This window comes from Streptomyces sp. NBC_00539, assembly GCF_036346105.1.
Taxonomy (GTDB): Bacteria; Actinomycetota; Actinomycetes; order Streptomycetales; family Streptomycetaceae; genus Streptomyces.
This window is the reverse complement of record NZ_CP107811.1, coordinates 2,819,118-2,832,277: the sequence shown is the minus strand read 5'-3', so window position 1 is coordinate 2,832,277 and position 13,160 is coordinate 2,819,118. Positions and strand designations below refer to the sequence as shown.

Annotated in this window: 12 protein-coding genes and 1 pseudogene; 7 read left to right on the top strand and 6 right to left on the bottom strand. The window is 73.1% G+C overall.

The window, feature by feature from the left end; genetic code table 11:
• Positions 1-5: 5 nt before the first annotated feature.
• The 3 genes from OG861_RS12395 to OG861_RS12385 form a co-directional block, all read right to left on the bottom strand.
• Positions 6-488, bottom strand: coding sequence for a succinate dehydrogenase hydrophobic membrane anchor subunit (locus OG861_RS12395; RefSeq protein ID WP_190183100.1), 483 nt, complete (start codon positions 486-488; stop codon positions 6-8).
• Positions 489-493: 5 nt separating this feature from the next.
• Positions 494-874 (bottom strand): succinate dehydrogenase, cytochrome b556 subunit, encoded by a 381-nt coding sequence (gene sdhC, locus OG861_RS12390; RefSeq protein WP_329197694.1) that lies wholly within the window; start codon positions 872-874, stop codon positions 494-496.
• A gap of 152 nt (positions 875-1,026) precedes the next feature.
• Positions 1,027-1,641 carry a 2-oxo-4-hydroxy-4-carboxy-5-ureidoimidazoline decarboxylase gene (locus OG861_RS12385; protein WP_329197695.1) on the bottom strand — a complete coding sequence of 205 codons (615 nt, stop codon included), beginning with the start codon at positions 1,639-1,641 and terminating at the stop codon, positions 1,027-1,029.
• 410 nt (positions 1,642-2,051) lie between these two features.
• On the opposite strand from OG861_RS12385, the gene OG861_RS12380 reads away from it, so the two are divergent.
• Both OG861_RS12380 and OG861_RS12375 read left to right on the top strand, forming a co-directional pair.
• Positions 2,052-2,816: an RNA polymerase sigma factor gene (locus OG861_RS12380; protein ID WP_329202389.1), complete on the top strand. Its 765-nt coding sequence runs from the start codon at positions 2,052-2,054 to the stop codon at positions 2,814-2,816.
• Complete coding sequence (locus OG861_RS12375) at positions 2,816-3,838, top strand: hypothetical protein (protein WP_329197696.1); 1,023 nt, start codon at positions 2,816-2,818, stop codon at positions 3,836-3,838. Before OG861_RS12380 ends, OG861_RS12375 begins: the two co-directional genes overlap by 1 nt.
• A gap of 212 nt (positions 3,839-4,050) precedes the next feature.
• Here the strand turns inward: OG861_RS12375 and OG861_RS12370 are convergent, their stop codons facing one another.
• Positions 4,051-4,929 (bottom strand): L,D-transpeptidase family protein, encoded by an 879-nt coding sequence (locus OG861_RS12370; RefSeq protein ID WP_329197698.1) that lies wholly within the window; start codon positions 4,927-4,929, stop codon positions 4,051-4,053.
• 158 nt (positions 4,930-5,087) lie between these two features.
• Between OG861_RS12370 and OG861_RS12365 the strand changes: the two genes are divergently transcribed.
• Together OG861_RS12365 and leuE are read left to right on the top strand one after the other, a co-directional pair.
• Positions 5,088-6,680 (top strand): acyl-CoA mutase large subunit family protein, encoded by a 1,593-nt coding sequence (locus OG861_RS12365; protein WP_329197699.1) that lies wholly within the window; start codon positions 5,088-5,090, stop codon positions 6,678-6,680.
• A gap of 71 nt (positions 6,681-6,751) precedes the next feature.
• The gene (gene leuE / locus OG861_RS12360) at positions 6,752-7,396 is read left to right on the top strand and encodes a leucine efflux protein LeuE (protein ID WP_329197700.1); all 645 of its coding nucleotides are present in this window, start codon (positions 6,752-6,754) and stop codon (positions 7,394-7,396) included.
• A 57-nt stretch (positions 7,397-7,453) separates the two neighbouring features.
• On the opposite strand, the gene OG861_RS12355 is transcribed toward leuE, so the two are convergent.
• The gene (locus OG861_RS12355; RefSeq protein ID WP_329197701.1) at positions 7,454-8,761 is read right to left on the bottom strand and encodes a polysialyltransferase family glycosyltransferase; all 1,308 of its coding nucleotides are present in this window, start codon (positions 8,759-8,761) and stop codon (positions 7,454-7,456) included.
• Positions 8,758-9,735 carry a glycosyltransferase family 2 protein gene (locus tag OG861_RS12350; protein WP_329197702.1) on the bottom strand — a complete coding sequence of 326 codons (978 nt, stop codon included), beginning with the start codon at positions 9,733-9,735 and terminating at the stop codon, positions 8,758-8,760. Before OG861_RS12350 ends, OG861_RS12355 begins: the two co-directional genes overlap by 4 nt.
• A gap of 176 nt (positions 9,736-9,911) precedes the next feature.
• On the opposite strand from OG861_RS12350, the gene OG861_RS12345 reads away from it, so the two are divergent.
• The 3 genes and pseudogenes from OG861_RS12345 to OG861_RS12335 all read left to right on the top strand — a co-directional run bounded on the left by OG861_RS12345 (position 9,912) and on the right by OG861_RS12335 (position 13,111).
• Positions 9,912-11,243, top strand: a complete 1,332-nt coding sequence (locus tag OG861_RS12345) for a DUF6716 putative glycosyltransferase (RefSeq protein ID WP_329375150.1) — start codon at positions 9,912-9,914, stop codon at positions 11,241-11,243.
• Positions 11,240-11,866, top strand: a pseudogene (locus OG861_RS12340) (acylneuraminate cytidylyltransferase family protein); the annotation flags it as partial. The gene OG861_RS12345 and the pseudogene OG861_RS12340, both read left to right, overlap by 4 nt.
• Positions 11,867-12,205: 339 nt before the next feature.
• Positions 12,206-13,111, top strand: a complete 906-nt coding sequence (locus tag OG861_RS12335; RefSeq protein ID WP_329202391.1) for an N-acetylneuraminate synthase family protein — start codon at positions 12,206-12,208, stop codon at positions 13,109-13,111.
• Positions 13,112-13,160 lie beyond the last annotated feature (49 nt).

The window sequence follows — 13,160 nt, the reverse complement described above, 5'->3', positions numbered from 1 at the left end:
CGTGCCTAGCGGATGTTCGGGTCGAAGGTGAAGATCACCAGCGTGCCCAGAAGGATGGTGAACACCGTGGCGGTGTAGAGCAGGCCCTTCAGCCACAGCCGCGTGCCCGGGCGTTCCGCGTAGTCGTTGATGACCGTACGCAGACCGTTGGAGCCGTGCAGCATGGCCAGCCACAGCATCAGCAGGTCCCAGACCTGCCAGAACGGGGACGCCCAGCGGCCCGCCACGAAGGCGAAACCGATCTTGGTGACGCCGCCGTCCAGCACCAGCTGGATGAGCAGGTGGCCGATGACCAGCACCACCAGGACGATGCCCGACAGGCGCATGAAGAGCCACGCGGCCATCTCGAAGTTGCCGCGGGTCGAGCGCGGCGTCTTGCCGGTGCGCTTGCGCGGGGCCTCGATGTACGGCGCCGGGTTCTCGACGTCGTAGAGGGAGACGCCCTCTACGGCGCCGATGGCCTGGGCGGAAGAAGTGTCAGAAGACATGCGTGTCACTTCCCGAACAGTTCGAGGTAGGCGTGGTGCAGGACCGGGTAAACAGCTCCGGCCATCAGCACGATCCAGATGCCCCCGACCCACCAGAACATCGTCTTCTGGTAACGGGGGCCCTTGGACCAGAAGTCCACGGCGATCACACGCAGACCGTTGAGCGCGTGGAAGAGGATGGCGGCCACTAGGCCGTACTCCAGCAGCGCGACGATCGGAGTCTTATAGGTAGCCACGACATCGTCGTACGCCTCGGGGGAGACGCGGACGAGAGCGGTGTCGAGGACGTGTACGAACAGGAAGAAGAAGATGAGGACGCCGGTGACTCGATGAGCCACCCAGGACCACATTCCTTCCCGGCCGCGGTACAACGTTCCAGCCGGCACGGAAAACCCTCCGGAAGCGGGGCGGGGGCCAGCCGGCTTCTTTGTCGGTCGGGCCCGGCCGGGTACGGTCCACCGGCCCCGGACATCGTAGCGACGCTTTGTCGGTTCCCTTGCGCCGGGTCCATCGGTGTGATCAAACAGGCACGGACGGGCTATCCCACAGGGGCAAATAGCCCGAAATCAGCCGCCGGCGGACCGTCGGGCGGGACCGGCCCGGTCATGAGGGCCGGCAGCCGGTCCAGCAGCCGCACGAGCCGGGCCTGCGCGAGGCGCCGCAGCTCGTCCGCCGAGATCGCCCGCTCCTCGTCCGTCTCGTGGGCCATCCGCCGCCGGATCGCGGCCAGCAGCACGTCCGCCCGCTCCTCCGGCGGATGCCCGTCCAGGCAGATCACGAAGGCGTGGCCGAAGGTCCGTTCGTACTCCGCCCGCGCCGCGTCCAGCGCGAGGAGCGCGGCGTACGGCGCGCCGTGCCCCAGTTCCGCCGAGCACTCGCGGGCCAGCGCGCCCGTCAGGTCGCTCTGCGAGAGGTCGTACGAGGCCTCGTCCGCCGCCGCCAGCAGCGCGGCGCGGTCGGGGTAGGGGCGGTGGGTGGCCAGCCGGTGGGCCCAGCGCCCGCTGCCGCAGCAGTGCAGCAGGGCCGTCTGGGCCGTGTCGTGCGGCAGGGAGTTGAACCGGGCGAGCCCCGAGCCGTGGTCGCTTGTGGGTACCGGAACGCCGGAGCTTCCCCGAGACTTCTCCCCCGGGCTCCCTCCGGGAGGGGCCCCCAAGGAGGTGCTCCCTTTGGCCTGTGCCGGAAAGTGGCTGGACAGCGGGGGGCTCCTCGGGGCGCGGCGCGGGTGTACCGCCACGCTAGCGATGCCGGGCACCGTGTGGCGTGCCGATTCGCGGATTTCACCCGGAAGTGAGCCGAAAGGATGACGCCTGGCATGCATGACCAGGACGAACAGGGGAAGACGACCGAGGCCGCCACCCCCCACAGGAGAGGCCCCGGTCGCCGTCCGACACGGGCTCGTGCGACAAGCCCGTACTCATGTCAGCGCCCCGGATGCGTTTTCTGTCACACCCCGCTCCGCACAGGGTTGGTTGCTGGTTGTACAACGCGTGGACGAGACGTACTTGAAAGCCGTAACGTGCGGATTTGCGCCACACGTACAGGACAGTGAACGGGTTGGGGACTTTGCTGGGGGACGACGCGGAGCTGACCGCCGCGGTGCTCGCGGCACAAGACGGCGACGAGAACGCGTTCCGTACTGTGTACCGCGCCGTGCACCCGCGCCTGCTCGGATACGTACGCACGCTCGTCGGCGACGGCGACGCGGAGGACGTCACGTCCGAGGCCTGGCTGCAGATCGCCCGCGACCTCGACTCCTTCACCGGCGACGCCGACCGGTTCCGGGGCTGGGCCGCCCGGATCGCCCGCAACCGGGCCCTCGACCACATCCGCATGCGCGGCCGCCGCCCCGCCATCGGCGGGGACGACAGCGAACTCACCGGCCATGCCGCCGACAGCGACACCGCGGTCGCGGCGATGGAGTCGCTCTCGACCAGCTCGACCATGGCGCTGATAGCGCAGCTGCCGCAGGACCAGGCCGAGGCCGTCGTCCTGCGCGTCGTCGTAGGCCTGGACGCGAAGAGCGCCGCCGAGACGCTCGGCAAGCGGCCCGGCGCCGTACGCACCGCAGCCCATCGGGGACTCAAGAAGCTGGCGGAACTGCTGGGCACGGAGCTCGCGGCCGCCGCGGACGGGAACGGCGGCGCCGGCCGGGACGCGGTGGACACCGGAGCGGCCCTCCCTTTCGGTCATAATGCCGGGAGCCCGCCACGGAGCGGCGCGGGCGTGCGCGATCTCGACGCCGTACCGGCGCAGCGCGGCCGGGGCGCGGGCCTCGTGGAACAAACCGGTGTGACGCATTCACGTTGGCGGACGCAGAAGGACATGTGATGGCCGACGAGCGCAACAGGTGGCTGGACAGAGCCGCGGCGGAACGACTGCTGCGCGGCGAACCGCCGGTCGGGCCGGACGCCGACGAGCAGGCCCGGGCCGACGCCGCACGGCTGCGCGCTGCCCTCGCGGCACTGGCCCCGGCGCCCGCCGGGCGGGAGCTGCCCGGCGAGGCCGCCGCGCTGGCCGCCTTCCGCACGTTCCACGCCGCCCCCGCGAGGCTCACGGACGTGGATCCGCACGCGGCGGCTGACGCCCGCGAACCCCTCATCGACCTGTCGCCCGCACCGCTCGTACGGACACCCGCGCAGCGGCGCCGGTCCGCCCCGCTGCGCTTCGGTCTCGCGGCCGCACTGGCGAGCGTCGCGGTCGGCGGCCTCGCGGCGGCGGCCAGCGGCCTGCTGGACGGCTCCACCCACGATTCCGCTGCTCCGGGGCCGGCCGTCTCGGTCAGCGCCGACGCGGATCCGACACCGTCCGGCGACGTCACGGCCCCCACGCCCGGCCCGCAGCCGACCCCGCTTCGGGACCGCGAGGGCGCCGCACCCTCCCCGGGCGCCTCGCGGCTCCCGGGCACGGAGGGGCGCAAGGACCCCGGCGTCCCCGGCTCCACCCCGGGCCCGGCGGGCACCGGCACCGCCGGCACGGGCACGGACGGCTCCGGCGGCCGCAACGACTTCACCGGCGGCACGTCCGGCGCCACCGACGGCAGCTCCACCGACGGTGGCGACAGGGACAAGGACAAGAAGGACGGGGAGCTGCGGCTCCAGGGGAAGGACCTGTGCGGCGACTACCGCGCGGGCCGGCTCACCGGCGACCGGCGGGAGAAGCTGATCAAGCTCGCCAAGACCGTGGCGCAGATCCCGCACTACTGCGCGGACCTGCTCGACGGGCCCGGCGGCACCACCAAGAGCGGCTCGGCCGGCCCCGGCGCGAGCACCCCCGGCGGTGACAAGGGAGGCGTCCTGCCGGCGCCGACCCTGCTCCCGGGCGGGGCGCTGGGCTTCCGCACGCCGGCCTGACGGACACCGCCACACCCGGGTGTAACACTTTCCGACCCGGCGGCGCAGTACATAACGAGCCGACTGGTCATCGGCCGCGCATGAGCCGGGGTTCCCCCCGTACCCCTGGGCTCTGCGCAACCGGCGCGGGCGGGGCACGTTCCCCCGGCCCCGCCCGCGCCCTCTACGCAGACCCCGGCCGAAGCGGTCGGTCCCGGCCCGGGTCACCGTCCTCACCAGTAGACGACGACCTTGTCGCCGACCTGGACCTGGTCGAACAGGGACGACAGCTTCCCCTTGTCCCGAACGTTCACACAGCCGTGCGAGGCCCCGGCGTAACCGCGGGCGGCGAAGTCCGACGAGTAGTGCACCGCCTGGCCCTCGCTGAAGAACATCGAGTAGGGCATCGGCGTGTGGTAGATCGTCGACACCCAGTCCTTGGCCTTCCACTCCACCTTGAACTCGCCCTCGCGCGTCGGCGTGTTCTCCGACCCGAAGCGCACGTCCATCGTGGAGACGATCTTGCCGTCGATCATCCAGGCGAGGGTGCGGCTCTCCTTGCTGATGCACATGACCCGGCCGTGCATGCAGCGCGGGTCCGGGGCGTCCACCTCGTTGGTGGTCGGCGGACGGAGTTCGTCCTCGGTCGGCTTCTTGCTGGCGCCCTCGATCTTCTTCCAGGTCGCCGCGTCCACCGAGCCCGTCGCCTCCAGGCCGTGCCCGGACTGGAAGGTACGGACGGCCGCGGTCGTCTTCGAACCGTAGAAGCCGGTCGGCGCCACCGACATCAGCTTGAGCTGGCGCAGCCGTGCCTGGAGTTCGCGGATCTGGTCGCTCTCGTCACCGTTGGCCATGATCGGCTTGACGCCGGGCGACTGCGGAGCCGACGCGGAAGGGGAAGCGGACGTCGAAGAGGAGGCCGACGCCGACGGAGAGGCGGCCTTGCCGTCGTCGGTGGCGGACTCCGAGGGTGAAGCGACCGCCGTGGGCGCGGATGCGGCCGAGGACGGGGAACCGGCGGCCCCCGACTTCTGCGGCCCGCAAGCGGTCGCGGCGAGCGCGACGGCGGTGGCGATTCCCAGCGTGCGGACTATGGCTCTCTGGCGGTTCATGGCGTCCCCCGTTTGTTCTCCGTTGTGTATGTAGGTGATGCGTGACGGGCGTGGACAGTTGCGGACGCCTCCGCGATGTTGCGCCATTGTGACCAGCGCCCGTCGCGGCGGGGTCCGGGCGGTGACCCCCGGCCGGCCGCCACCACGGAGGAGTGGTCATGGTTCGTCCCCCAGCACGTACCGAAAGCGGAATCCCCATCGAGCCGGTCTACGGCCCCGAGGCCCTGGCGGACTGGGATCCGGCCACGAGCCTCGGCGCACCGGGGGACTACCCCTACACCCGCGGGGTCTATCCCACGATGTACACCGGACGGCCCTGGACGATGCGCCAGTACGCGGGCTTCGGCACCGCCGCCGAGTCCAACGCCCGCTACCGGGCCCTGATCGAGGGCGGCGGCACCGGCCTGTCGGTGGCCTTCGACCTGCCGACCCAGATGGGACACGACTCCGACGCACCGCTCGCCCACGGCGAGGTCGGCAAGGTCGGCGTCGCCGTCGACTCCGTCGAGGACATGCGGCTGCTCTTCCACGGGATCCCCTTGGACCGGGTCTCGACCTCCATGACCATCAACGCCCCGGCGGCGCTGCTGCTGCTGATGTACCAGCTCGTGGCCGAAGAGGAGGGCATCGCGGCCGACCGGCTCACCGGGACGATCCAGAACGACGTACTCAAGGAGTACGTCGCGCGCGGGACGTACATCTTCCCGCCCGGTCCGTCCCTGCGGCTGACGGCGGACGTCTTCCGCTACTGCCGGGCCGAGATCCCGAAGTGGAACACCATCTCCATCTCGGGCTACCACATGGCGGAGGCAGGGGCCTCGCCCGCGCAGGAGATCGCCTTCACCCTGGCCGACGCGATCGCGTACGTCCGTACCGCACTGGCCGCGGGCATGCCGGTCGACGACTTCGCCCCCCGGCTGTCCTTCTTCTTCGTCGCCCGGACCACCCTGCTGGAGGAGGTCGCCAAGTTCCGTGCCGCCCGGCGGATCTGGGCGCGGGTGATGCGCGAGGAGTTCGGGGCCCGGGACCCGAAGTCGCTGATGCTGCGCTTCCACACCCAGACCGCCGGGGTCCAGCTGACCGCGCAGCAGCCCGAACTGAACCTCGTACGGGTGGCCGTCCAGGCGCTGGCCGCGGTACTGGGCGGCACCCAGTCCCTGCACACCAACGCCTTCGACGAGGCGATCGCGCTGCCCACGGAGAAGTCGGCGCGGCTCGCGCTGCGCACCCAGCAGGTGCTCGCCCACGAGACGGACGTACCGCACACGGCGGACCCCTTCGCGGGGTCGTACGCGGTGGAGCGGATGACGGACGAACTGGAGGAGGCCGTACTCGCGCTCATGCGGCGCGTGGAGGACCTGGGCGGAGCGGTGGCCGCGATCGAGGCCGGGTTCCAGAAGGGCGAGATCGAACGGAACGCGTACCGCCTCGCGCGGGAGCAGGAGGCGGGCGAACGGGTCGTGGTCGGCGTCAACCGGTTCGCGCTCGCCGAGGAGGAGCGGTACGAGCCGCTGCGGGTGGACCCGGCCATCGAGGCGCGCCAGTGCGAGGCGCTGGCGCGGCTGCGCGCGGGACGCGACGGGGCGGCGGTGTCGGCGGCGCTGGACGGGCTCCGGGCGGCGGCCGCCGACGCCTCGGTGAACGTCCTCTACCCGATGAAGGAGGCGCTGCGGGCCCGGGCCACCGTGGGGGAGGTGTGCGGGGCGCTGCGGGAGGTGTGGGGCACGTACGTCCCCGCGGACGCCTTCTGACCCTGTGACCTTGCTTCCACGGGCCGCACCACGGATACCGGGCGTTCGGACGGCGTGAAACACTCCCTCCCATGCTGGGTGTCACCGATCTGCCGACCTATCTCGCCGGCCTCGTCCTCATCGTCCTCCTGCCGGGGCCGAACTCCCTCTACGTGCTGTCGGTCGCCGCGCGCAAGGGGGTCCGCGAGGGGTACAAGGCCGCCTGCGGGGTGTTCACCGGTGACACCGTCCTCATGGTCCTCACCGCCGCCGGGGCCGGGGCGCTGCTCAAGGCCAGCCCGGTGGTGTTCACCCTGGTCAAGTTCCTCGGGGCCGGATACCTGGCGTGGCTCGCGCTCGGCATGATGCGGGCCGCGTGGGGCATGTGGCGCGACCGGGCGGCCCGGCAGGAGGAGGCCCTGGCCGAGCCGGAGGTGCCGGGCGAGCGCCCGTACCGGCGGGCGCTGGTGGTGAGCCTGTTCAACCCGAAGGCGATCTTGTTCCTGCTCTCGTTCTTCGTGCAGTTCGTGGACCCGGGGTACGCCTACCCCGCGCTGTCGTTCCTGCTGCTGGGGGCGCTGTCGCAGCTGGCGAGCTTCCTGTACCTGTCGACGCTGATATTCACCGGGACCCGGCTGTCGGCGGCCTTCCGCCGCCGCAAGCGGCTCTCGGCCGGGGCCACCTCGGCGGCGGGCGTCCTCTTCCTGGGCTTCGCCGCCAAGCTCGCCACCGGCTGACGGGCGGGCAACGGGCCGACGGTCCGGTCGCCGCGCGCCGGTCGCCGCGCCCGCCGTTCAGCGCAGACGGCGCAGCACGCGGCGGGCCGCCCGGCGCAGCCGCGGGTTGCGCGGCAGGAAGGCCAGCCGCGCCGGGACACCGCCCGGCAGCCCCAGCACCGTCAGACGGCGGCGCGTGAAGTACCGCCGGGTCCGCGGGGTCAGCGACCCCGAGAGGTACGTCTGTGCCTCCCCGCGCCGCGCCGCGAGGACGCGCGGCTGCATCGTGAAACCGACCGCCGCGACCAGGGCGGCCACGTCCGCCACGGCGGGGGACGCGGCCCCGGACAGCTCCGGCAGCAGCGCGTCCACCAGCGTCAGCGGGATCCGGTTGCTGTTCTGGTAGGGCTCCAGGCGGGCCAGCACGGCCTCCGTCCCCGTCCGCGCGACCGGGATCCCGTACAGCGTCGCCGCGGTGAGCAGCGCCGTCGAGAAGCACCCCACCACCAGCGCCGGCCGCAGCCGCTCGTACAGCGTCTCCGCCAGTACCGGCTCCCCGATCACCGTCAGCCGCGCCCCCAGCCGCCGTGCCTCCACCTCGGCCCGCAGCGAGTACCGCGCCGGGGCGCTCGGGTGCGGTTTGAAGACCAGCTCCCGGTGGCCCCGCGCGAACGCGCCGCGCACCATCTGCGCGTGCAGTTCCTCCTCCTCGGCCGCCGACATCAGCTCCAGCGCCGACAGGTACTGCCCGAGCAGCAGTGCCGGGCCACCGCCGACGGCCGGCACCGGCTGCGCGCAGGACGCGAGTTCGGCCACCACCTCCAAGAAGTGGGCGGTGGGCACCAGTTCCCCGGGGACCCCGAACTCCGTCAGCAGCAGCGGCTCCAGCCCGGGCACCAGGTCCAGGTGCAGCACCCGCCGCACCCGCGTCCCGATCTGCGGGTCGAGCCGGAAGCGGGTGGGACCGTAGCTCATCAGCCCGTCGGCGTAGACGTCGACTGCGGCGCCGGGGAACAGTCGGCACAGGCTCTGCGCGGGAGGGACCTGCAGCGACTCCACGACGAGCTCGACCCGGTCCTCCCCGAGCCCCCACAGCGCGCGCAACTGCCGCTCCCACATCGGCACGTCCTCCTCGCGCGGCGCCCAGACGCCCGGGTGCTGCGGCGCGATGACGGCGTTCCAGTCGATCACCTCGTCGAAACGGGAGCGCAGCGCGGCGAAGCCCGGCACGGCGGTGAGCCCCGGGGTGACCTCGGGGGCGGGGGAGTGGTTGCTGGTCAGCAGGATGCGGCGGCCGGCCGGCGGAAAGCGTTTCGCGTCGAGGGCCGCCGCGAGGGTGGCCGTCCCGTACGGGGTGGAGGCGAGGAAGACCTGGGTGACGCTCACGCGGCGGCCCCCGCAGGGGTGGCGCGGCGGCGCAGCCGGCGCAGCAGGGCGGAGCGGTCGGCGTCCATCGAGTCCAGCGCCTGGTCCAGCAGCGCGCCGGGCATGCGCGTCAGCGCGGCGGCGCTCAGTGAGCGGAGTTTTCGGGCCACGGCCGGTTCGAACCTCTCGATGGATCCGATCTGATGGGCGATGATCGCGCAATACGTTCGAACGGCTTTCGGCAGGAGCAGTGCAGATTCCGGGTCCGTGGCGGTATCCGACAGGACTTGATCGAATGCGCGAATGAAATCGAGCTGACGCTCGTCCCCGATCTGGGTCAGCGAGGTGGAAATGCCGCGCCGGTAGAAGATTCCGGCTTCCCCGATCGCGGCGAAGGATTTCGCCCCACGGTGCAGCCGCCAGATCCACGGCCGGTCCTCCGCCGTCCGCAGCCCGTCCGTGAAATGCAGCAGTCCCCGGTCCAGCAGCCGCCGGTGGTACATCCCCGCCCAGGCGTACGGATAGTCGACCGCCGTCGCCCGCGAGGCGGGCAGGATCGCGGAGCGGGGGCCGGCCACGACTGCCTGCGGCCCGAACGGCACCCGCTGCACGCTCCGCGCCCGGCCGGTCACCTGCACGTGGTCGGTCCGCACGAAATCGCAGCCGAGCGCCTCGACCGCGGCCAGGGTGCGGGCCAGATGGCCCGGCGCGAGCCAGTCGTCGCCGTCCAGGAAGGCGAGGTACTCCCCGCGCGCCGCGTCCAGACCGGTGTTGCGCGCCGTGGCGAGACCGCCGTTCCCCTCCCGCGCGAGGAGTACGGCGCCGGGCAGCCGGTCCGCCGCCCGCTCCAGCAGGGCGGCCGTCCCGTCCGTCGAACAGTCGTCCACGAGGAGGAACTCGAAATCCTCCCGGGCGTTCAGTTCGAGACTCCGCAGGGCGTCCGGCGCATATGTCTGCACGTTGTAGAACGGCACGACGACAGAGAGCTTGGGCACCCGCGTGACCTTAGGACGCCGCCCGGCATTCACCATGGCCCGTACGAGGACTGCGTGTGAACGACGCCGGGCGGTCGCGTTAACCCGTGCGCTTTCGCATGACGTCGACGGGTTGTTAACCAGCTGTTGTGCGGTCGTTGGGCCGGTCAGCGGAAATGCGCAATAGCTTCTGCCGGGTGCCAGCCACCAGTAATCGTGGCGATCTCCGCATCGCCGTACTCGCCGATTCCGATACGCGATGGAAATGGGGCGCGCTCACCGCCCGGCGCCTCGCGCCCGACCACCGGCCCGCCGGATTCCTGCTGCGCGGCCGGGCCACCCCGACCGCACGCCAGCTCGGTGAGGTCGGCATCGGGACGGGCCCGGCCGGCCCGGCCGAGGTGACCTGCGCGGAGTTCCTCGCCGAGATCGGGCGGGCGCGCGGCGCCGAGCGCTACGACGTGATCGTCCTGGCCCTCGTCGGCGGCGCCGTCCAGGCCGTCCTGCACGGGGTGCGCGCCCTGTGGCCCGAGCCGGCCACCCGCCCCGTCCTCGTCACCGGTTACGTCGGCGTGGTCTACGAGAAGCTCACCGACGGGCTGCTGCTGCGGCACGGAGCCGACCTGGTCCTCGCGAACTCCCCCTACGACGCCGCCCGTTTCCGCGCCGTGTACGAGGGGGCCGGGGCCGTGTCGGACTCCGTCACCGAGACCGCGCTGCCCTTCCTCGAAGGGGCCCCGCACGAACCGGGCGCCGCCGCACGCACCGTCGTCTTCGCCGTGCAGCCCTCCGTGCCCGAGAGCCGCGCCGACCGTACGTACCTGCTCGCGCGGGCCGCCGCCCATGCCCGGCTCCACCCCGGCCGGGAGGTACTGGTCAAGCTGCGCAGCCGGCCCGGGGAGCACACCACGCACCTGGAGGAGCACCCGTACCAGCGGCTGGCGGAGCGGCTGCCCGGCGGGCTGCCACGTAACTGCCGTCTGGTGTACGGGAACATGGGCGCCGTACTGGACGGCGCCGACCTGCTGGTCACGGTCTCGTCCACCGCCGCCCTGGAAGCCATGCACCGGGGCGTCCCGACCGCCGTGCTGACCGACCTCGGCATCCGCGAGGCGCTCGGCAACCACCACTTCCTCGGCTCCGGTTGCCTCGCCTCCTGGGACCGGCTGGACGAGGGGTTCCTGCCGGTTGCCGACCCGGCCTGGCTCGCGCAGCAGGGCGTGTCCCCTGCCGGGGAGCCCTTCGCCGCCGCCCGGACCCGGCTCGCGCAGCTGCTCGCCCGGGAGCAACTCCCGCCCGTCGCCCCGTACTACACACGGGCCACCGCGCCCGGTTACCTGCCCGGGATCCTGGCCCGCCACCACCTCGCCCCCGACGGCACCCCGCTGCCCGGCGCCGTCCGGCGCGGCTCCGGGGAGTCCCGGGCCGGCCGCTGGCTCCGGGGCCGGCTGCGCGAGGCCGCACGGGGGGCGTACCGGCACGGGGTCCAGCGGGTGGCCCCGGTGATCCGCCGCCTGGGGGAGCTGTGAGCCGCCGCCCCGGACCGCGGCCCGACGCGCCCGCACCCGTGGCCGCAGCGCCCCCGCCCGCGCCCGTGGCCGGACGGCGGCCCGACGCGCCCGTGCCCGTGGCCGGACCGCGGCCCGACGCGCCCGCGGCCGCAGCGCCCCCGCCCGTGCCCGTGGCCGGACGGCGGCCCGACGCGCCCGCACCCGTGGCCGCAGCGCCCCCGCCCGCGCCCGGGGACGCCGCCCCCGCCCCCCGGGTGCTCGCCGTGATCCCGGCCCGGGGCGGGTCCAAGGGGGTGCCGGGCAAGAACCTCGCCGAGGTCGGGGGGATCCCGCTCGTGGCCCGCGCCGTGCGGGCCTGCCGGGCGGCCCCCGCCGTCACCGACGTGCTCGTCTCCACCGACTCCGAGGCCGTCGCCGCCGCCGCCCGGGCCGCCGGGGCGGTCGCCCTGCGCCGGCCCGCCGCCCTCGCGGGGGACACCGCGAGCAGCGAAGCCGCCCTGCTCCACGCGCTGGACTCCTTCGAGGAGCTGCACTCCCTCACCGTCGACGTGGTCCTCCTGGTCCAGTGCACCAGCCCCTTCCTGACCCCGTCCGACATCGAATCCGTGGCCACGGCCGTCGCTTCCGGCGCCGCCGACTCCGCCCTGACCGTGGCCCCGTTCCACGGCTTCCTCTGGCGGGCGGGGCCCGACGGCAGCGGAGCCGGCGTCAACCACGAGGCCGCCTACCGCCCCCGCCGCCAGGACCGCCCCGAGGACCTGCTGGAGACCGGCGCCGCCTACGCCATGGCCGCCGACGGCTTCCGCGTCGCCCGGCACCGCTTCTTCGGGCGGACCCGGCCCGTCGTCACCGATCCGGCGCGCGTCCTGGAGGTCGACGACCCCCACGACCTGGCCCGCGCCCGCCTCCTCGCCCCCCTGCTCGACACCCCCCTCGACCCCCTCGACAACCCGCCCCCCGTACGAAGGACGTCACCCGCCATGAGCTCCACCACCCGTCTGCGCGGCTTCGGCGAGCGCCTCGCCGGCCCCGGTCGGCCCGTCTACGTCGTCGGCGAGATCGGCATCAACCACAACGGCGACCTCGGCAACGCCTTCGCCCTGATCGACGCCGCCGCCGACGCCAGCTGCGACGCCGTGAAGTTCCAAAAGCGCACCCCGGAGATCTGCACCCCCCGCGACCAGTGGGACATAGAGCGCGACACGCCCTGGGGCCGGATGACCTACATCGACTACCGCCACCGCGTCGAGTTCGACGAGGACGGCTACCGCGCCATCGACGCGCACTGCGCCGCGCGCGGCATCGACTGGTTCGCCTCCCCCTGGGACACCGAGGCCCTCGCCTTCCTGGAGAAGTTCGACCCTCCCGCCCACAAGGTGGCCTCCGCCTGCCTCACGGACGACGAGCTGCTGCGCGCCCTGCGCGCCACCGGCCGGACCGTCGTGCTGTCCACCGGCATGTCCACCCCGAAGCAGATCCGGCACGCCGTCGAGGTGCTCGGCAGTGACAACATCCTGCTCTGTCACGCCACTTCGACGTACCCCGCCAAGGCGGAGGAGCTCAACCTGCGGGTGATCAACACCCTGCGGGAGGAGTACCCCAACGTCCCGATCGGCTACTCCGGCCACGAGACGGGCCTGCAGACCACCCTGGCCGCCGTCGCCCTCGGCGCCGCGTTCGTCGAGCGGCACATCACCCTCGACCGGGCGATGTGGGGCTCCGACCAGGCCGCCTCCGTGGAACCAGGCGGCCTCGCCCGCCTGGTCCGCGACATCCGCACCATCGAGACCGCCCTCGGGGACGGCGTCAAGCGCGTCTACGACTCCGAGCTGGCGCCGATGAAGAAGCTCCGCCGCTTCTCCGGCCAGGTCCCCGCCGCCGTCTGACCCCGCCCGCCTCTGACGAGGAGTACGTGGTGACCCCCTCAGCCTCCGC